General features: G+C 42.3%; 22 protein-coding genes. 21 read left to right on the top strand and 1 reads right to left on the bottom strand.

Features of this window, described 5'->3' with window-relative positions; translation table 11 throughout:
• The first annotated feature begins 62 nt into the window (after positions 1-62).
• Entirely contained in the window at positions 63-473 is a 411-nt protein-coding gene (locus tag G4417_RS02260; protein ID WP_173682495.1) for a hypothetical protein, read from the top strand.
• Between the two features lie 131 nt (positions 474-604).
• On the opposite strand, the gene G4417_RS02265 is transcribed toward G4417_RS02260, so the two are convergent.
• Entirely contained in the window at positions 605-805 is a 201-nt protein-coding gene (locus G4417_RS02265) for a cold-shock protein (protein WP_008705499.1), read from the bottom strand.
• 274 nt (positions 806-1,079) lie between these two features.
• Here G4417_RS02265 and G4417_RS02270 point away from each other — a divergent pair, with 274 nt between their 5' ends.
• The 20 genes from G4417_RS02270 to G4417_RS02365 all read left to right on the top strand — a co-directional run bounded on the left by G4417_RS02270 (position 1,080) and on the right by G4417_RS02365 (position 19,978).
• Entirely contained in the window at positions 1,080-2,366 is a 1,287-nt protein-coding gene (locus G4417_RS02270) for a dihydroorotase (RefSeq protein ID WP_173682496.1), read from the top strand.
• 33 nt (positions 2,367-2,399) lie between these two features.
• Positions 2,400-3,326 carry an orotidine-5'-phosphate decarboxylase gene (gene pyrF, locus G4417_RS02275; protein ID WP_173682497.1) on the top strand — a complete coding sequence of 309 codons (927 nt, stop codon included), beginning with the start codon at positions 2,400-2,402 and terminating at the stop codon, positions 3,324-3,326.
• 10 nt (positions 3,327-3,336) lie between these two features.
• Positions 3,337-4,125, top strand: a complete 789-nt coding sequence (locus G4417_RS02280) for a dihydroorotate dehydrogenase electron transfer subunit (RefSeq protein ID WP_173682498.1) — start codon at positions 3,337-3,339, stop codon at positions 4,123-4,125.
• Positions 4,125-5,027, top strand: coding sequence for a dihydroorotate dehydrogenase (locus tag G4417_RS02285; RefSeq protein ID WP_173682499.1), 903 nt, complete (start codon positions 4,125-4,127; stop codon positions 5,025-5,027). The genes G4417_RS02280 and G4417_RS02285 overlap by 1 nt, the downstream gene beginning before the upstream one ends.
• 26 nt (positions 5,028-5,053) lie before the next feature.
• Entirely contained in the window at positions 5,054-5,734 is a 681-nt protein-coding gene (gene pyrE, locus G4417_RS02290) for an orotate phosphoribosyltransferase (protein ID WP_025579488.1), read from the top strand.
• Between the two features lie 78 nt (positions 5,735-5,812).
• Positions 5,813-5,965: a hypothetical protein gene (locus tag G4417_RS02295; RefSeq protein ID WP_022380872.1), complete on the top strand. Its 153-nt coding sequence runs from the start codon at positions 5,813-5,815 to the stop codon at positions 5,963-5,965.
• A 25-nt stretch (positions 5,966-5,990) separates the two neighbouring features.
• The gene (locus tag G4417_RS02300) at positions 5,991-6,464 is read left to right on the top strand and encodes a VanZ family protein (RefSeq protein WP_173682500.1); all 474 of its coding nucleotides are present in this window, start codon (positions 5,991-5,993) and stop codon (positions 6,462-6,464) included.
• On the top strand, positions 6,448-6,768 hold the full coding sequence (locus G4417_RS02305; protein ID WP_173682501.1) for a DUF6142 family protein: 321 nt from the start codon (positions 6,448-6,450) through the stop codon (positions 6,766-6,768). Before G4417_RS02300 ends, G4417_RS02305 begins: the two co-directional genes overlap by 17 nt.
• 53 nt (positions 6,769-6,821) lie before the next feature.
• Positions 6,822-8,840, top strand: a complete 2,019-nt coding sequence (locus G4417_RS02310; RefSeq protein WP_173682514.1) for an aminopeptidase — start codon at positions 6,822-6,824, stop codon at positions 8,838-8,840.
• A 233-nt stretch (positions 8,841-9,073) separates the two neighbouring features.
• Entirely contained in the window at positions 9,074-9,574 is a 501-nt protein-coding gene (gene purE, locus G4417_RS02315; RefSeq protein WP_173682502.1) for a 5-(carboxyamino)imidazole ribonucleotide mutase, read from the top strand.
• 49 nt (positions 9,575-9,623) lie between these two features.
• On the top strand, positions 9,624-10,649 hold the full coding sequence (gene purM / locus G4417_RS02320) for a phosphoribosylformylglycinamidine cyclo-ligase (protein WP_008705483.1): 1,026 nt from the start codon (positions 9,624-9,626) through the stop codon (positions 10,647-10,649).
• Positions 10,643-11,284 carry a phosphoribosylglycinamide formyltransferase gene (purN, locus tag G4417_RS02325; RefSeq protein ID WP_173682503.1) on the top strand — a complete coding sequence of 214 codons (642 nt, stop codon included), beginning with the start codon at positions 10,643-10,645 and terminating at the stop codon, positions 11,282-11,284. Before purM ends, purN begins: the two co-directional genes overlap by 7 nt.
• Before the next feature lie 19 nt (positions 11,285-11,303).
• Positions 11,304-12,578, top strand: a complete 1,275-nt coding sequence (purD, locus tag G4417_RS02330) for a phosphoribosylamine--glycine ligase (RefSeq protein WP_173682504.1) — start codon at positions 11,304-11,306, stop codon at positions 12,576-12,578.
• Between the two features lie 315 nt (positions 12,579-12,893).
• Entirely contained in the window at positions 12,894-13,388 is a 495-nt protein-coding gene (locus G4417_RS02335) for a DNA alkylation repair protein (RefSeq protein ID WP_243872050.1), read from the top strand.
• Positions 13,389-13,392: 4 nt separating this feature from the next.
• A complete protein-coding gene (locus tag G4417_RS02340; protein ID WP_118330042.1) occupies positions 13,393-14,163 on the top strand; it encodes an SseB family protein in 771 nt (256 codons plus the stop codon).
• Between the two features lie 179 nt (positions 14,164-14,342).
• Complete coding sequence (locus G4417_RS02345; protein WP_173682505.1) at positions 14,343-14,720, top strand: GntR family transcriptional regulator; 378 nt, start codon at positions 14,343-14,345, stop codon at positions 14,718-14,720.
• An 8-nt stretch (positions 14,721-14,728) separates the two neighbouring features.
• Complete coding sequence (locus G4417_RS02350) at positions 14,729-17,191, top strand: ATP-dependent Clp protease ATP-binding subunit (protein ID WP_173682506.1); 2,463 nt, start codon at positions 14,729-14,731, stop codon at positions 17,189-17,191.
• A 229-nt stretch (positions 17,192-17,420) separates the two neighbouring features.
• On the top strand, positions 17,421-17,834 hold the full coding sequence (locus tag G4417_RS02355) for an endosialidase (protein WP_173682507.1): 414 nt from the start codon (positions 17,421-17,423) through the stop codon (positions 17,832-17,834).
• Positions 17,828-19,204 carry a DNA repair protein RadA gene (radA, locus tag G4417_RS02360; protein WP_173682508.1) on the top strand — a complete coding sequence of 459 codons (1,377 nt, stop codon included), beginning with the start codon at positions 17,828-17,830 and terminating at the stop codon, positions 19,202-19,204. Before G4417_RS02355 ends, radA begins: the two co-directional genes overlap by 7 nt.
• A gap of 114 nt (positions 19,205-19,318) precedes the next feature.
• Positions 19,319-19,978, top strand: a complete 660-nt coding sequence (locus G4417_RS02365) for an HAD family hydrolase (RefSeq protein ID WP_173682509.1) — start codon at positions 19,319-19,321, stop codon at positions 19,976-19,978.
• Positions 19,979-20,815: the final 837 nt, after the last annotated feature.

The raw sequence follows: 20,815 nt of genomic DNA on the forward strand, positions 1-20,815 counted from the left end.
CTTTTGCAGTAAAGTGTGTTATAATCAGAAAATATGAAATATTGATGCAAAGGAGATTTATCATGAGCCAGAAGAAAGTCGATGCTTATAAGTCCAGAAAAGGACAGCGTAACAAAGCAGACAGAAAAGAAAAAGTACTTTTTGGACTGGAAATGTTTGCCTGGGCATTCATTTGTGTTGTAATTGTTGCATGGATTGGTTATTCTGCATATGTAAAAGTGACAGGAGCTAAAGCGGATGTGGTTCAGAATACAGTAATGGATACTACTGCACTTGACAATTACATTTCAAATCTGTCAGCAAATACATCTGATGATGCAGACGGTGCTGATACAGATACAGATGCAGCGGATAAAGCTGAAGTAGAAGATAATACAGCCACAGCAGATGATAAAGAGACATCAGATGACGCATCTGCAGAAACAACAGATGATGCGGCAACAGCAGATGCAGATAGCACAGATGCCAAATAGAAGAGAAAATTTGTCAGATTAACTGATAACTGAAAGAAGACAATAAAAAATCCCCGGAAGATCCGGGGATTTTTTTGAGGTTTAATCCGTATAGAAAAGTGCGGAATTCAATCCTCTCACGTTAACAAAAATTATAATTTTGTAACGTTTGCAGCCTGCATACCACGAGCACCTTCTGTTAAGTCGTATGTTACAGCCTGTCCTTCTTCAAGGGATTTGAATCCTTCACCATTGATAGCGGAGAAATGTACAAATACGTCTGCACCGTCTTCACCAGTGATAAATCCGTAACCTTTTTCTGCATTGAACCATTTTACAGTTCCCTTGTTCATGTTGTTACCTCCATAAAAAATAAAAAAATTATATAGTTTCTGGCAAATAAAAAAATCACCAGATTTTACAGATTATATACTGTTATATAATCTCTAAAAACCAGTGACTATACATTAAATAATCCAGATATGAACTGATTATATCTCCCACATTTTGAATTGTCAAGCAAAAAAGACTATACATCAGTAAAAAAAGGCTTTATAAAAGAGGAAGTTTCGTGTATTATGTATATCAGAAAGTTATTGTCAAATGACAACGAAGGGAGAGAATTGCATGGGTATTCTGATTCAGGGAGGACGCATCGTGGATGCGGCTACTGACACTGATAAGAAAGGCGATATTTATCTGGAAGACGGAGTGATCACTGAAATCGGTGAGAAACTTAAAATAAAAGATAACGGTGACAGAGTAATAGATGCGAAGGGTTGTCTGGTAATGCCGGGATTGATTGATCTTCATGTTCATTTCAGAGATCCGGGACAGACGGAGAAGGAGGATATAGAGACAGGTTCCAGGGCTGCTGCCAGAGGTGGTGTGACAACGGTTGTTGCAATGCCGAATACAACACCGGTAATTGACAGTCCGGACCGTGTAAACTATGTGCATAATAAAGCAAAACAGCTTTCCGGCATTCATGTACTTCAGGCTGGTGCCATTACGCAGGGAGAGAAAGGCCAGGAACTTTCCGATATCGAAGGAATGGTAAAAGCCGGAATCCCGGCATTGTCTGAGGATGGTAAATCTGTTATGAATACCAGGCTCTGCAAAGAGGCCATGGAAGTGGCAAAGAAATTCAATGTTCCGATTTTTGCACACTGTGAAGATATTGATCTGCGCGGAGATGGATGCATGAATGATGATGAAAATGCAAGGAGGCTGGGATTGCCTGGTATCTGCAATGCGGTTGAGGATGTGATCGCAGCGAGAGATATTCTTCTTGCCAGAGAGACAGGTGCGAGACTGCATCTGTGCCATTGTTCCACAGAAGGCGTTGCAAAGATGATGGAGATCGTGAAAGAAGAGGGACTGGACAATATCACGGCAGAGGTTTGCCCGCACCATTTTATCCTTACTTCCGATGATATTAAATGTGATGACCCGAATTATAAGATGAACCCTCCTCTTCGTATGAAGAAGGATGTGGATGCGCTGATTCAGGGACTGAAAGATGGTTCCTTTAAAGTGATCAGTACAGATCATGCACCTCATGCAGTACCGGAGAAGACGGGCTCCATTCGAAATGCAGCTTTTGGAATTGTGGGGATTGAGACAAGCTTTGCATTGTCCTATACTGCACTTGTAGAAACGGGAATTCTTACGATCTCACAGCTTATTGAGAAAATGAGCTGGAATCCGGCACAGATTCTGGGAAGCGACAGAGGTACAATCCAGAAGGGGCATCCGGCAGACATTGTCATTGCAGACATTGATCACGAATATAAAATAGATAAAAATGAATTTGCTTCCAAAGGACACAACACACCATTTGACGGATGGAAAGTAAAGGGGAAAATCCTCTATACAATCTGTGATGGAAAAGTTGTGTACCAGAATGCATAAAAATACCATATCAATATTTAGGAGGAAAGACTCATGATCAACAAACTTATTGAAAACATTAAAAAAACAAATGCTCCTATCGTAGTAGGACTGGATCCAATGCTTAACTATATCCCACAGCATATTCAGCAGAAAGCTTTTTCTGAACTGGGTGAGACATTAGAGGGAGCAGCAGAAGCAATCTGGCAGTATAACAAAGGAATCGTAGACGCAGTCAGTGACCTGATTCCTGCAGTGAAACCACAGATTGCAATGTATGAGCAGTTTGGCATTCCGGGATTAATGGCATATAAGAGAACCGTCGATTACTGTAAAGAAAAAGGTCTGATAATTATTGGTGATATTAAACGTGGCGATATTGGTTCAACATCCGCTGCATATGCAGTAGGACATCTTGGAAAGGTTCAGGTAGGAAGTAACAAAATTGCAGGCTTTGATGAAGATTTTGCAACTGTAAATCCATATCTTGGTTCCGATGGCGTAAAACCGTTTATCGATGTATGCAAAGAAGAGAACAAAGGTATCTTCGTACTTGTAAAAACATCCAACCCGTCCAGCGGAGAATTTCAGGACAGGATCATTGACGGACGTCCGCTTTATGAGTGGGTTGGAGAGAAGGTTGCCCAGTGGGGAGAAGAACATATGGGAAACGGCTACAGCTATGTAGGCGCTGTAGTAGGTGCAACTTATCCGGAAATGGGAAAAACTCTCCGTAAGATCATGCCGAAAACCTTCATCCTGGTACCTGGATATGGTGCGCAGGGCGGAAAAGGTGCCGATCTTGTTCATTTCTTTAATGAAGACGGACTTGGTGCGATCGTTAACTCCTCCAGAGGAATCATTGCAGCTTACAAACAGGAAAAATATGCTTCCTTTGGTGAATTAAATTATGCAGATGCATCCCGTCAGGCGGTAAAAGATATGATCGAAGACATCAGTACTGCTTTAAATAATCGCTAGGAGGCATGAAATGAGCGAAAAGACAAGAGAAATCTGCACTGTTGTAAGTCAGGAGAGCATTGGTGCAGGCATTTACAGTATGTGGATCCAGACTGACAGAATTGCCGCAGATGCGAAACCGGGACAGTTTGTATCTCTTTATACAAATGATAAATCCAAAATTCTTCCCAGACCGATCAGTCTTTGCGAGATTGACAAAGAAAATGGTCGTCTTCATCTGGTTTACCGAGTGACAGGACAAGGAACCGGAACTGATGAATTTTCACAGATGAAAGCAGGAGATACCATTCCGGTACTGGGACCTCTGGGAAACGGCTTCCCTGTAGAGAAGGCTGAGGGGAAAACGGTTTTCCTTATGGGTGGTGGAATCGGTGTTCCTCCAATTTTGGAACTTGCAAAGCAGATGAAATGTGAGAAAAAACAGATCATTGCAGGATACAGGGACTGTCATACGTTCCTCAGAGAGGAATTTGAGGCGGCGGGAACACTTTATATTGCCACAGAGGATGGCAGTGTGGGAACAAAAGGAAATGTTATGGACGCTATCAGAGAGAATGCTCTGGAAGCGGACATGATCTATGCCTGCGGACCAACTCCGATGCTTCGTGCAATCAAGAAATATGCCGAAGAAAATGGGATTGAATGTTATATTTCCCTGGAGGAACGTATGGCATGCGGAATTGGTGCCTGCCTTGCCTGCGTGTGCAAATCCAGGGAAAAAGATGCACACAGTAATGTGAATAATAAGAGAATCTGCAAGGATGGCCCGGTATTTCTTTCTACGGAGGTGGAAATCTGATGGATATGAGTGTAAATATTGCCGGCGTAGAGTGGAAAAATCCGGTAACAGTGGCATCCGGAACCTTTGGTTCAGGAGCAGAATTTGCTGATTATGTAGATATTAATAAGCTGGGAGCAGTGACAACCAAGGGCGTAGCCAATGTCCCGTGGGCCGGAAATCCGACTCCGCGTGTGGCTGAAGTTTACGGAGGCATGATGAATGCGATTGGTCTGCAGAATCCTGGTATCGATCTTTTCTGTGAGAGGGATATTCCTTTTTTGAAAAAGTATGATACAAAGATCATTGTAAATGTATGCGGTCATGCACCGGAAGAATATCTGGCAGTGGTGGAACGTCTGGCAGATCAGCCAATTGATATGATGGAGATTAATATTTCCTGCCCGAATGTAAACGCAGGATTCCTTGCATTTGGTCAGGATGCACATCATGTAGAGGAACTTACCGCTCAGATCAAAAAGATTGCAAAACAGCCTGTGATCATGAAGTTAACACCGAATGTCACAGATATCACAGAGATTGCAAAAGGTGCGGAAGCAGGCGGTGCAGATGCGGTATCCCTGATCAATACACTGACAGGAATGAAGATTGATATCAACAGGAAGACTTTTGCGCTTGCAAATAAAACAGGTGGTGTTTCCGGACCGATCGTGAAACCGATTGCTGTCCGTATGGTTTATCAGGTTGCACAGGCAGTTAATATCCCGATCATCGGAATGGGCGGAATTTCCTGCGCAGAGGATGCAATTGAGTTTATTCTTGCAGGAGCCAGCGCAGTATCTGTGGGTACGGCAAATTTCCACAATCCGGCAGTGACACTGGAAGTGATCGATGGAATTGAAGCGTACATGAAGAAGAATGGATTCAATTCCGTAAAAGAGATGGTTGGTATTGTAAAATAAAACAGATACAGGAGGCATAACATAAGATGGAACAGTATAAACAGGAATTTATTGAATTTATGGTAGACAGTGAAGTTCTGAAATTCGGAGAATTCACTCTTAAAAGCGGAAGAAAGTCCCCGTTTTTTATGAATGCAGGCGGATATGTGACAGGTTCTCAGTTAAAGAAACTGGGTGAGTACTACGCACATGCCATTCATGATAAATATGGCGATGATTTCGATGTGCTTTTCGGACCTGCATATAAGGGAATCCCGTTAAGTGTTGTAACTGCAATTGCATTCAGCGAATTATATGGAAAGGAAATCCGCTACTGTTCAGACCGTAAGGAAGAGAAAGACCATGGTGCAGATAAGGGAAGTTTTCTTGGAAGCAAATTGAAAGACGGCGATCGTGTAGTAATGATCGAAGATGTAACAACATCCGGTAAGTCTATGGAAGAGACAGTACCAAAGGTAAAAGGTGCGGCTGATGTGGAAATCGTTGGGTTAATGGTTTCTCTGGATCGTATGGAGGTTGGAAAGGGTGGCGTGAAGTGTGCCCTTGACGAAGTTCATGATCTTTATGGTTTTGAGACAAATGCGATCGTTACAATGAAAGAAGTCATTGAACATCTTTATAATAAAGAATATAAAGGAAAAGTAATCATTGACGATACATTGAAAGCTGCGATTGACGCATATTATGAGCAGTACGGAGCAAAATAAGCAAATAGAGGTAACAGTGATTTATAAATAAGATATCATGGTCTGCGAAAGCAGATCATGATACTGGTGAGGACGATTATGAACGAAAAAATTTATAAAACCATGTCTTCCACAGGAGCCTGCAGTCTGACAGTTGGGATCATTGTACTGGCAACGGGAATCGTAACAGGAATCATGATGATCGTAAACGGCGCGAGACTGCTGAAAAAGAAATCAGAAATATTGATATAAAAGGCTTCAGAAACAGGAGAAAACATTGAAAAAAGAAACAAAGCATATCATACGGACACTGGGAACCATTTTGTTTATCCTGTACGTTCTGGCGCTGATTTATTTCCTGTTCTTTTCAGAAGAATATGGAAGAGCAGCATTGGAGGAAAGACAGTACAGATATAATCTGATACCGTTTGTTGAGATAAGACGTTTCTGGGTATACAGAAGACAGCTCGGATTTATGGCTGTAGCTGCCAATCTTTTTGGAAATGTAATTGGCTTTCTTCCATTTGGATTTATACTTCCGGTTATTCTGGACAGAATGAGAAGCGGATGGCTGATCATACTGGCGGGATTTGGACTTAGTGTTACGGTAGAGGTCATTCAGCTTATCACAAAGGTTGGATGCTTTGACGTGGATGATATGATATTGAATACAGCAGGGGCAGCACTTGGATATCTGCTTTTTTTTATCTGCGATCATCTGAGGAGAAAAATTTATGGCAAAAAGATATAGATATGCATTTACAAAGAAAAGGGAGGCACAGAAGGGAAAATTGTCAGCAGTGCTGGCAGTTGTTTCACTGGTTTTGTTTGTGACTGCAGTTTTGCTGGCATTTTTTTTGCAGGGACAATACGGATATATTGTAGGCGGAATCAGTCTTTGTGCAATGCTTTTGTCCGTATATGGATTTGCAATGGGACTGAAAAGTTTTTCAGAAGAGAACAGACTACACAGAACCAGCATGGTCGGTTCTATTGCAAATGGAATTATAATGATCGGATGGCTGGGAATCTTTCTGCTGGGAATTTCTGGCTGATCAACAGGGAAGTCTGATAGAAAAAGGAGAAATATAGTTTGGACGAATGGGTTATGGAACGGTATGAATTGGCAAAAGAAAGAATTGCCCAGATACCGGACGAGAAAATGGCAGAAGAACCGTACCGCGATTTTTTTACAAAAGAAGCAATACTTTTACAGCAGGTAATCCATGTGATGGATCATGGAACTGTCGGAAAAGATTTTGAGGAACTTAAAGAACAGAATCATGAATTATATCAGGATATTCTGCCGGAGAATTATGAGAACTCTTATGGAAATCCTGTATATGCAGAGAAAATGCTGGGAGAATACGGAAAAGTATTTACTTTTCTTTATACAGAACTTCATGGCACGATTGCTTATGCGTTTGAAAAAAAAGCATGGGATCTTACAGTTGTACTGGAACTGTTTCTGGAAATTTATTCTGCATTTACGCAGGAGGAAATTCCTGACGAGAAACAGGTAAAAGAAATTCTGGTTTCCTATGTGAATGATTATTGTCAGGATATGGTGGAAGAGCGGATCAGAGAGGCAATTGATCCTGAGAATAATTTTGTGGTTAATATGATCATGGATTCTGATCTGAACGATCTGAGTTATCTGTATCAGTCTGGTGAATATGTATCGGAAAACGAGCTGAAAACAGCAGAATTTATGAATTCACTTTCACAGAAGGAAATTGATGAGATGGCACGTACTTATACAGAAGGCTATCGGATAGGATTTATCACAGGAAGAAAAGACATTACAAAGAAGAAAACGGTTAACATACGTTATCATCTTGGTTTTGAGCGTATGGTAAAAGCAGCTATTTTCCAGTTTGAGGAGATGGGGCTTCAGACGGTTATTTATCGTCATGCACTTCATGCGGTAAACAGAAGGAATCAGTTCAGAAATGGATTCACAGGAGGAATTGCAAATCCGCAGTTTGATTATGACCACAGACAGGACAGTGCGCTGTTTCTGGATTCGGATTTTGTAAAGCGTAAACTTCGTGCCATGCAGACTTCTTATGATGAATATGCAGAACTGGCGGCAGTACATGGCGGACCGGCTGTGATTGAAACATTTGGCGAGAAGCCGTTTTCACCGGTAAGTAAGCCGGAGAGCTGGGCGTTTACAGAAGCGCAGCAGAAACTTCAGTTGGAAATGGACAATGAATCCGCTCAGATCACAAACCGTTATATCAAAGGTGAGGAAAGAAGCTTTACGATCATTGCCTATCCGATACCTGAGATTGGAGAGGATTTCCCGGAAATTTTCCGTGAGATCGTTAAGATCAATACCCTGGATTATAAGAAATATCAGAAAATCCAGCAGACGATCATAGATACTCTTGATACCTGTGAATGGGTAGAAATCAAAGGAAAAGGAGAAAATGAAACAGACCTGCTCATACATCTCCACACATTAACAGATCCGAAAACGCAGACAAACTTTGAGAACTGTGTGGCAGATGTAAATATTCCTCTGGGTGAGGTATTTACTTCACCGGTACTGGCAGGAACAGGCGGAATGCTTCATGTTTCAAAAGTATATCTTAACGGGCTGCAGTTTTGCGATTTGAAGCTTGTATTTGACTGCGGACAGGTTATTGACTATAGCTGTTCCAATTTTGAGGCAGAGGAAGAGAACCGTAAATATATTGAAGACAATATTCTGTTCCATCATCCGAAACTTGCAATGGGTGAATTTGCGATCGGAACTAATACAACAGCTTATGTGGCTGCACAGAAATATAATATTGCAGACAAACTTCCGATTCTGATCGCGGAAAAAATGGGACCGCATTTCGCAGTTGGTGATACCTGCTACAGTTGGGCAGAAGATACTCCGGTCTATAATCCGGATGGTAAAGAAATCATCGCAAGAGACAATGAGATTTCTGAGATGCGAAAAGAAGACGTCAGCCTTGCTTATTATGGATGTCACACAGATATCACGATTCCATATGATGAATTGGGAAGCATCCGTACAATTGATGATGAGGGGAATATGATTTCCATTATTGAAGATGGAAGATTTGTCCTGCCGGGTACGGAAGCTCTGAACGAGCCGTTTGGGGAATAACAGTATTTGCCCGTTGCTTTCGGAATACAAAAAAATTTATTAGTTCGTTAAAATATTTCTTTGTATTAATTTTATTGACAGAAAAAGGGAATCTTAGTAGAATCTACGGTTAGAGAGGGTTTTGATAAAATCTTTTCTGACCGTACTTTTTTTATCAATAAAATAAAAACAGAGTCCCAGGCAGATAAGTTGTGATCTGTCTGAGAATACTTGAGAAGAAAAGGAGAATAATCATGGCAAAAGTAGGAATTGTGATGGGCAGCGACTCAGATATGCCGATCATGAGTAAAGCAGCAGACATTCTGGAGAAACTGGGAATTGATTACGAGATGAAGATCATTTCCGCACACAGAGAACCGGATGTCTTTTTTGAATATGCAAAAACAGCAGAGGAAAATGGTTTTAAAGTAATCATCGCAGGTGCAGGAATGGCAGCTCATCTGCCGGGAATGTGCGCGGCAATCTTCCCGATGCCGGTTATCGGAATTCCTATGCACACCACTTCTCTGGGAGGAAGAGATTCCCTTTATTCTATCGTACAGATGCCGTCAGGAATCCCGGTTGCAACAGTCGCTATCAACGGAGGCGCAAACGCAGGACTTCTGGCAGCTAAGATACTTGCAACATCAGATGAGGAACTTCTTGCAAAATTAAAGGCTTACAGCCAGGAATTAAAAGAACAGGTGGAAGCAAAAGACGCAAGATTACAGGAAGTCGGATATAAAAATTACTAAGATAACTCAGGTCCATAAACAGGATCAGGGGTAAAAACGGAGGATTATCATGGATTACAAGACCGCTGGAGTAGATATTGAAGCAGGATATAAATCAGTAGAGCTGATGAAAGAGCATGTAAAGAGAACCATGCGTGAAGAAGTGCTGGGAGGACTGGGAGGATTTTCCGGTGCCTTTTCTCTTGCTAAGATCAAAGAAATGGAAGAACCGGTATTATTATCAGGTACAGACGGATGTGGAACTAAAGTAAAACTTGCTATGGTCATGGACAAGCATGACACCATTGGCATTGATGCAGTTGCCATGTGTGTCAATGATATTGCATGTGCAGGCGGAGAACCATTATTCTTCCTTGATTATATTGCATGTGGTAAGAATTATCCGGAAAAGATCGCAGCTATCGTAGGCGGCGTTGCAGAAGGCTGTGTGCAGTCAGATGCAGCTCTGATCGGCGGTGAGACAGCAGAGCATCCGGGACTGATGCCGGAAGACGAATATGACCTGGCTGGTTTCGCAGTAGGTGTCTGCGATAAAAAAGAGATGATCACAGGTGAAGAACTGAAAGCAGGAGATGTTTTGATCGGTATGGCATCCACAGGGGTTCACAGTAACGGATTTTCTCTTGTCCGTAAAGTTTTTGATATGACAAAGGAATCTCTTGATACTTATTATGAAGAACTTGGAACAACACTTGGTGAAGCACTTCTGGCACCAACCAGAATCTATGTAAAAGCATTAAAGAGCATTAAAAATGCCGGAGTTCGTGTGCACGCATGCAGTCATATCACAGGCGGCGGTTTTTATGAAAATATTCCGCGTATGCTTAAAGAGGGAACACGTGCAGTTGTGGAAAAGAACAGCTATCCGGTACTTCCAATCTTCAAACTTCTTGCTGAAAAAGGCAATATTGATGAACAGATGATGTACAATACTTATAACATGGGACTTGGAATGATCCTTGCTGTAGATGCAGCAGATGTGGACAAAACAATGGAAGCGATCAAAGCAGCAGGTGACACTCCGTACGTAGTAGGACGTATCGAAGATGGTGAAAAGGGAGTGACTTTATGTTAAAAGTCGGTGTACTGGTTTCAGGAGGCGGCACGAATCTGCAGGCTATCCTGGATGCCATTGACTGTGGAAAGATTACAAATGCAGAAGTTTCTCTGGTTATCAGCAATAATCCGAAGGCTTATGCGCTGGAGAGAGCAAAGAATCACAACATAGAAGCTGTATGTATTTCCCCAAAACAGTTTGAGAACAGAGAAGAATTTCACAGGGCACTTCTTGCGAAGCTGAAAGAAAGTGGTGTAGAGCTTATCGTTCTGGCGGGATTTCTTGTGGCTATTCCTCCAATGATCGTGGAAGCGTATCCAAATAAGATCATCAATATCCACCCGTCACTGATTCCGTCTTTCTGTGGAGTGGGCTATTATGGATTGCATGTGCATGAAAAAGCTCTGGAAAGAGGCGTACGTGTGACAGGTGCGACCGTACATTTTGTTGATACAGGTACAGATACAGGTCCGATCATTCTTCAGAAGGCCGTAAAGATTAAATCTGATGATACCCCGGAAGTTCTCCAGAGACGTGTTATGGAAAAGGTAGAGTGGAAGATTCTTCCGAAAGCTATCAATCTTATTGCCAATGACAAAGTGAAAGTAGTGGATGGAAGAGTGCAAATAGAGAAATTTGATACAGAAGAGTAGGTAAAGGAGCAAAAATAAAATGAAAGTCTTAATCGTAGGCAGCGGTGGAAGAGAACATGCCATTGCATGGAGTGTTTCAAAGAGCCCGAAAGTAGATAAAATTTATTGTGCACCTGGAAATGCAGGAATTGCAGAACTCGCAGAATGTGTAGATATCGGTGCTATGGAATTTGAGAAACTTGCTGATTTTGCTCAGGAAAAAGGGATTGATCTTACTATTATTGGTATGGATGATCCTCTGGTTGGCGGTGTAGTTGATGTATTTGAAACCCGCGGTCTGAAAGTTTTCGGACCGAGAAAAAATGCAGCTATCCTGGAAGGCTCCAAAGCGTTCTCCAAAGATCTGATGAAGAAATATAATATTCCCACAGCGGCATATGAGAATTTTGATGATCCTGAGAAAGCACTGGAATATCTCCGCACAGAAGCCAGATTTCCAATTGTTCTGAAAGCAGATGGCCTTGCACTCGGCAAGGGAGTGCTGATCTGCAAGGATTTGAAAGAGGCAGAAGATGGCGTAAAAGAGATCATGGAAGATAAGAAATTCGGAAATGCCGGAAATACTATGGTAATCGAAGAATTTATGACAGGACGTGAAGTCTCTGTGTTATCATTTGTAGATGGAAAAACTATCCGTACAATGACATCTGCACAGGATCACAAACGTGCTCAGGACGGTGATCAGGGATTGAATACTGGTGGAATGGGAACTTTCTCCCCAAGTCCGTTCTACACAGAAGAGGTAGATGAATTCTGCAGGAAATATGTATATCAGCCGACAGTAGACGCAATGGCTGCAGAAGGACGCCCATTTAAGGGAATCATTTTCTTTGGTCTTATGCTTACCGCAGATGGCCCGAAGGTATTGGAATATAATGCACGCTTCGGAGATCCGGAAGCACAGGTAGTCCTGCCACGTATGAAGAATGATATCATTGAAGTAATGGAAGCTTGCGTAAATGGAACACTGGACCAGGTAGACCTTCAGTTCGAGGATAATGCAGCAGTGTGTGTAGTACTTGCAAGTGATGGATATCCTGTAAAATATGAAAAAGGTATCCCAATGTACGGCTTTGAAAATTTCAAAGGCAAAGACGGATATTACTGCTTCCACGCAGGAACCAAACTGAAAGACGGTCAGATTGTTACTAATGGTGGCCGTGTTCTGGGAATTACTGCGACAGGCAAAGATTTAAAAGAAGCAAGAAAGAATGCATATGAAGCTACAGAGTGGATTACATTCGCAAATAAATATATGCGCCATGATATTGGAAAAGCAATTGATGAAGCATAAAAAATATTGATGTTTAAAAATAAACAGGAGACAAGGCTGGGATAAAAGTCCCATTCTTGTCTCCTGTTTTATGGTTGGCAGATACTTCTTCTGTCCAAAATGATCTCGATGTAATATTTTTTGAAAGAACGATAGAATCCACATAAATTATTTTGCATAAATAATACGAGCGATTTCCTTTACTTTTCATGCAATCTGTTATAAAATAGAAAAGTGCTGTAAAGCAAAGTTACAGATTGAGATGAATTGTAACGTAGCAGAAACAGCAAGGAGAAAGTTACTGTTCAGCATATGCACAGTAATGGGAGAAATATTATGAACAGGAAAAGTCAGAAAGAGATTCAGGTGACGACACATATGGTGCGCCAGTTTCTGCAGGAGAATGAAGATACCGGTTATCGGGATTTTCACAGCAATCTTCTGCCGGGTGTGGATAATGTTATGGGAATCAGACTTCCGGTGTTGCGAAAATTTGCAAAGCAGCTTTCTGGTATGGACTGGCAGGAATGGTTTGAACAGGCGGATGACCAGTGGTATGAAGAAACGATGCTTCGCGGATTGGTGAGTGCTTATGCAAAGATGGAATGCAAAGAACGCTTAACATATGTGGCAAAATTTGTGCCGGACATTAATAACTGGGCAGTATCTGTATATTTTGCGGTATTTCCGGATGAGATGCTGACATACTTGCAGGACGGTCACAAACTGGATGAATTTACATATAAGAAATCACTACAGAAGATCACAGAGTCTTATCGTGTTGATAAGGAAATGAAAAAGATTATAAAAGAAATGAGACAGAGAGGATAAAATAATGGGAATCAGCAAAGAAGAAGCAATCAAGGAATTACAGAACAGAGAGACAGTATTTGTTGCATACTCACAGGCTACCAAACTGCCATATGTGAAATGTGACGAAGAGACTTATAATGACCAGGCATGGATTTTTTCCACAGAAGAGGGAATCAAGGAATTCGGCAAAAAGATGATTGAAGATAAGATTCTTCTTATGGGAATGAGATTTTCCAAGAAAGATTATCCAAGATTATATGGTACTTTTTATGCCATTGGTGTTAACACTGTTGTATGGGTAGACGGTGAAGATAAAATTGAGATTGATCTTCCGGATGTTGCAAAACAGGCAGATATGAGCAAGATTGAGCCGGCTAAGAGACCGCTTCTGAATCCTACACTGGAGCTTTCCGGCATTTACTTTATGCAGGAACTCCGCCGTCCGGTAGAGAAGGATCAGCATGGAAATCTTCGTGAGCTTGAGGAAGAACTGATCGTAAACCTGAAGAAATCCGAATATCTGGTTGCTATGAATGTAGATCCTGAAGATCCTAAGAAGATCAATATTCCGTATCTCAAAAATAAAAAAGAAGAAATTCTCCAGCCTGTATTTACAGATGTTATGGAACTTGAGAAGTTTACAAAAGGTCAGAAGCTGCGTATTGCGAAAGTACCGTTTGCAAAACTTCCGGAGCTGTTAATCGATAAGGCAATGGCTTATGCAGTTAATCCATTAGGCTTTAACCTTGTTCTGAACAGAGAACAGCTCAATAAGATCATTGGCTTAAAATAATCAAGTCATGTAGATGAAATTCAGTTGACAGAAAGAAGATAAAGGGTGTGTATGCTGTGTGAGAACATGGCAGTACACCCCTTTTTGTTTTGAAAAATAATACAGCAATACGTCTTTCTGTTGCAAAAAATGTTGGTTTGTGCTAGGATATGTGTAACACAAAAAGGAGAAGAAAACGTATGATGATAGAAATAGATTTCAGCAGTGATGAAGCCATTTACATCCAGCTGACCAATCAGATCATCATGGGGATTGCTACGTCAAGACTGCAGGAGGGAGATACACTGCCATCAGTGAGACAGCTTGCAGATACAGTTGGGATAAATATGCATACAGTAAATAAAGCATATTCACTGTTGCGACAGGAGGGATTTGTCACTATCGACCGCAGACGTGGTGCAGTGATTTCCATTGATGTAAATAAAAGAAAAGCTTTAGAAGAACTGAAACAGAATCTCATGGTGGCGCTTGCGAAAGGATGTTGCAAGAGCGTAAGCAGAGAAGAAGTACATCAGCTTATTGATGAGATTTTTGACGAATATAATGAGAACAGATAGGAGAGGACATGGAGAGACAATTTACCAGACAGGCAGAGAATGCCCTCAAATTGGCAAAGACAACTGCGAAAACCTGTGGACATGGATATATCGGAACAGAACATCTTCTTGCAGGTCTTTTGAAAGAACCTGAAGGTACTGCGGGAAAAGTGCTGCAGGAATTTAACGTAGAAGAAGAAAAACTCAGGGAACTTATCAGCAACCTGGTTACACCGGTTCAGGGTGATACTGCGGCAGTAGAAACGAAAGATCCCCAGTACAGTCCAAGAGCAAGAAGAATCATTGAACAGGCGAAGGAAGATGCTGAGAGTATGGAATGTCTTTGCGGAACAGAGCATCTTCTGCTTGCGCTTTTGAAAGAGACAGACTGCGTAGCGACCAGGCTGCTTTTTACAATGGGAGTAAATATCCAGAAGCTGTTTGCGGCTATTCTGACAGCTATGGGATTTGACAACGATACCATTGCAGAGGAATTTCAGTACGCAAGGAATGCGGGAAACAAGAAAATGACCAGTACCCCCACACTGGATCAGTACAGTCGTGACCTGACACAGCTTGCGGCAGAGGGAAAACTGGATCCTGTGGTAGGGCGTGATAAAGAAATTACCAGACTGATCCAGATCTTGAGCAGACGTACAAAGAATAATCCGTGTCTGACAGGGGAACCCGGAGTAGGTAAGACTGCCATTGTAGAGGGACTTGCACAGCGCATCGTTATGGGAATGGTTCCGGATACAGTGAAGGATAAGCGCCTTGTTGTGTTAGATCTTTCCGGCATGGTTGCGGGAAGCAAATACAGAGGTGAATTTGAGGAACGCATTAAGAATGTGATCCAGGAAGTAAAAGAGCATCAGGGAATTCTGCTGTTCATTGATGAAATCCATACCATCATCGGAGCAGGTGGAGCGGAGGGAGCACTGGATGCTTCCAATATCCTGAAACCTTCTCTTTCCAGAGGTGAGATTCAGCTTATCGGCGCGACTACTCTGGAGGAATACCGTAAATATATTGAAAAAGACGCAGCACTGGAACGAAGATTCCAGCCTGTGACAGTGGAAGAACCATCTTCAGAGGAGACTGTTGAGATCCTTAAAGGTCTGCGTCCATATTATGAGAAACATCATGGGGTAAAGATTGAAGATGAGGCACTTGAGGCAGCAGTAAAAATGTCACAAAGATATATCAATGACCGTTTCCTTCCGGATAAGGCAATTGATATTATTGATGAAGCAGCATCAAAGGTTCAGCTTGCGGGTTATCAGTCAGCACCTGAACTGGAACAATATGAACTGGAACTGAATGAACTTCGTGAGGAGAAAGAACAGGCAGTTAAGACTGCAGATATTGAACGCGCAAAAAAAGCACAGGTACGCCAAAATGAAGTGGAAGCCGAAATGGAGAAAATCCGCATTAAGACTGAACGTAGAAATAAGAGGAAGAAACTTGTTGTAGATGAAGCTGCTGTTGCAGAGACGATTTCTGACTGGACAAAGATTCCTCTTCAGAAACTGACAGAGGGAGAAACCAAACGTCTTGCTCGTCTGGAGAAAGAACTTCATAAACGTGTGATCGGACAGAATGAGGCAGTGAAAGCTGTTGCGCAGGCAGTGAAACGGGGAAGAGTAGGACTTAAAGATCCGAACCGTCCCATTGGTTCTTTCCTTTTCCTTGGACCTACAGGTGTTGGTAAGACAGAACTTTCCAAGGCTCTGGCAGAAGCTGTCTTTGGAAGTGAACAGGCGATGATTCGTGTAGATATGTCCGAATATATGGAGAAACACAGTGTCTCCAAGCTGATCGGTTCTCCTCCGGGATATGTAGGATATGAAGAAGGCGGCCAGCTCAGTGAGAAGGTCCGCAGAAATCCGTACAGTGTATTGCTTTTTGATGAGATTGAGAAGGCACATCCGGATGTGTTTAATATACTTTTACAGGTGCTGGATGACGGTCACATTACAGATGCACAGGGAAGAAAAGTTGACTTCAAACAGACGATCATTATTATGACTTCCAACGCAGGGGCACAGGCGATCATGGAACCGAAACGTCTGGGATTCATGTCTGATAATGATGAAAAGAAAGACTATGAACGAATGAAAGGCGGCGTGATGGAAGAAGTGCGCCGGATTTTCAAACCGGAGTTCTTGAACCGAATTGACGATATCATGGTATTCCATGTGCTGAATAAAGAAGATATTCGGAAAATTGTAACATTGCTTCTTAAAACACTGGAGAAACGATGTGCAGAACAGATGGAAATTCATCTTACAGTAACAAATGCTGTGAAAGATTTTATTGCAGAAAAAGGTTCTGATAATAAATATGGTGCCAGACCGCTGCGTCGTGCAATTCAGAGTAAGATAGAAGATGCGCTTGCAAACGAGATTCTGGAAGGCAGAGTAAAACGTGGAGATAGTGTACAGGTGAAACTTCATAAAAACGAGATTGCATTTGAAGTGAAAAAACAGTAGAAATCTCTGAGCAGACAGATATTTACAATTAAAGCAGAGGACTCACATGATTCACAGAAATTGTGAAATTAGTATAAAAAAATCAGTGAGATACTGGTCAAAAAAGTGAATGTATTATATAATAAGCACATAAAATGTCGGAAAAGTACAGAGATAGTGAAAAACTGTACGGCATCGGCAGATGAACCGGTGGAGCGGCAAACAAAAGAGTCTTAGGAGGACATAGGAAATGGCAGTAGTAAAAGAATTAATCCGTACAGAAGAGAATGGAGCAATCAGCTTTGGTGACTATGAGCTTGCACAGAAGTCTAAATTATCAGACTATCAGCATCAGGGCGATATGTATAAAGTAAAAACTTTTAAGGAGATTACCAAGCTCGAGAGAAACGGAATGTTCGTTTACGAATCAGTTCCGGGAACAGCAGTATTTGATCTTACACAGAGTGAAGCTCAGATGGATTTCCATGTAGAGGGACCGGAAGATGCACAGATCACAGTGGAGATGGAGCCGGATACAGAATACGAAGTATTTATTGAGCAGGCAAGCACAGGTAAGATGAAAACAAACCTGGGCGGTAAACTTTCCTTTAGCGTGGAACTTGGCAATGCTGCAAGAGTAGAAGTAAAGATTGTAAAATGCTGAAAAATAAAAAGACGGTATATTTTTGCCAGGAGTGCGGATATGAATCCGCAAAATGGATGGGGCAGTGCCCGGGATGCAAGTCCTGGAACACCTTTGTGGAAGAGACAGTTTCCACAAAGAAGCCATCCTCTTCTGGAGCAATGAAATCATCAGAAAAAAGGCAGGAACCGGTGATCCTTAAAGACATCAGCCTGTCAGAAGATGAACGGCAGACAACTCAGATTGGTGAACTTGACAGGGTGCTGGGCGGCGGTATCGTCCCCGGCTCCCTTGTTTTAGTGGGAGGAGATCCGGGAATCGGAAAATCAACGCTGCTTTTACAGGTGTGCAGGAATCTGGCAGAGAAGCAGGTTTCGGTTCTTTATATTTCAGGCGAGGAATCTCTGAGACAGATTAAGCTGAGAGCTAATCGTATCGGGCAGTTTACGGATAAGATGCAGCTTTTATGTGAGACGAACCTGGAAGTGATACGCGAGGTGATCGAGCGCAGAAAACCGGATGTGGTTGTGATCGACTCCATTCAGACTATGTTTCACGAAGATGTAAGTTCGGCACCGGGAAGTGTCTCTCAGGTAAGAGAATCTACCAATGTCCTTATGCAGATTGCCAAGGGAATGGGTGTATCCATTTTTATCGTAGGTCATGTGACGAAAGAAGGAAATGTGGCAGGTCCGAGAGTGCTGGAGCATATGGTAGATACCGTGCTCTATTTTGAAGGAGACCGCCACGCATCTTACCGTATTTTGCGTGCAGTAAAGAACCGTTTTGGATCTACGAATGAGATTGGTGTTTTTGAAATGTGTAATACAGGTCTTGAGGAGGTGAAGAATCCGTCGGAATATATGCTGAATGGCAGACCGGAGGATGCGTCGGGTTCTGTTGTGGCGTGTTCTATGGAAGGAACCCGGCCGATTCTGGTTGAAATCCAGGCACTTGTGTGCCAGAGTAATTTCGGGATTCCGAGGCGGACAGCGGTGGGAACTGATTTTAACAGAGTGAATCTCCTTATGGCTGTGCTTGAGAAGAAAGTAGGACTCCGTCTGGCTGCATCGGATGCTTATGTCAATATTGCAGGGGGAATGAAGATGACAGAGCCGGCAATTGACCTTGGAATCTGTCTGGCGATTGTTTCCAGTGCGAAGGATATTGTGATTCCTGATAATGTGATGGTGTTTGGCGAGGTTGGCCTGAGTGGTGAAATCCGCGCAGTGAATATGGCAGGCCAGCGTGTGCAGGAGGCGAAAAAACTGGGATTTGGAACAGTTGTGCTGCCAGAAGTGTGTAGGTCTTCTGTTGGAAAAGTGGAAGGAATCAACTTGGTTTATGTGTCGCAGATTCGTGATGCGATTGGTTATATTATGAAAAAATAGATTGTCAGACTACTGGCTTATATATGGTTTGAATAAGTCGATCAGACTGTCGTCAAAGATATTTTTGCCTGAGAAAGTCTGCTGATAGAGAGAAAGAGGAAAGGATCAAAAGTTATGGCGAGTGGGATTGATACAGTGATATTTGATATGGATGGAGTGATTTTTGATTCGGAGATTCTTGTGCTTCAAGCGTGGAAAGAAGTGGCAGAACGTCATGGAATCGCAGGAGTTGAGGCGGCATGTCATGAGTGTCTGGGAACAAACAGTGTTGTAAGTAAAGGGGTTTTTCTGAAGCATTATGGTGAAGATTTTCCGTATGAGGAATATAAAGCGGAGATGGCAGAGGTGTTTTTCAGTCATGCTTCCGGAGGTAAACTGGCAAAGAAGCCGGGGGTTGAGGAGCTTTTGAAATATCTGAAGATGAGGGGATTTAAGATTGGGCTTGCCAGTTCTACCCGGGAGGTACTGGTGCGTTCGGAGATTTCAGATGGCGGGCTGCTGGGATATTTTGATCAGATTATCGGGGGAGATATGGTGGAACGGAGTAAGCCGGAACCGGATATTTTTCTGGAGGCTTGCAGACGACTGGGGAGCAGACCGGAGAATTGTTATGTGATTGAGGATTCTCATAATGGAATCAGGGCGGCTTATGCAGCAGGGATGCATCCGATCATGGTGCCGGATCTGATGGAGGTGACGGAGGAGATGAAGGAGTTGGCGGAGGAGATTTTTGAGTCGCTTTATGAGGTGATGGAGTTTTTGGAGATTCGGTAAAAGGGATGTGAAGGGACGCAAGCTCAAATCATTCTCTTCGGCTCGGTTTCGGGCCTTAAGAAAAGCTAAGCCCCGGAAAATCTGCTAAAAGCATTCACAGATAACTCAAACTCGCCGTGAAGCGGCTCAGACAGTGAGTGATCTGCGAATAACGCAGATTTCCCGGGGCTAAGTTTTTCTAAAGGCCCTGCAAATGTCGTCGAAGAGAATGATTTGAGCTTGCTGGCTGTTGGCTGTGACAGAGATGGATGAAAGAGAAGCGGGATGGTGGTTTGTTAGTTTGGCGGAATAGAAAAGTTTCCTATATATAGTATGAAGGGGGACGGAAAAGTTGGGGATGTTGTGTATATATGGTATATGGATGCTGCATAATATAGAAAGGATAGATAGGGAGGATGGTTGGAATTCAGGTGTAAGATAGACTGGATGGCTGCTGGGGATTTAGTGGAGATTAGGGTGAAAATATAAAAAGTTTGTCAAATTATGAAATTAACTGTTGACAGGGGCTGCTTTCGGTGTTATATTAGTTGAGCTGTCGGAAATAATTGTTTCTTAGAAAGAGACAATTTAAAGCGATTTCTGAAAGAAAAAAAGAAATTAAAAAAGTGCTTGACAACTTAAAACGAATATGTTAAAGTAATCAAGTCGCTTGAACAGAGCCGACAATCACAGATCGGAAGAACAGTTCGGAAATCCGGAAGAGTTCGAAAAACTTTGAAAAAAACTTGAAAAAAGTGCTTGACAAAGAAAAAGAGATGTGATAAAGTAAACAAGCTGTCGCGAGACAGACAACCTTGATAACTAAACAGTGAAACACATACGATTCTCGAAAATTCT

Origin of the sequence: Blautia wexlerae (assembly GCF_013300825.1) — a bacterium.
Lineage (GTDB): Bacteria > Bacillota > Clostridia > Lachnospirales > Lachnospiraceae > Blautia_A > Blautia_A wexlerae_B.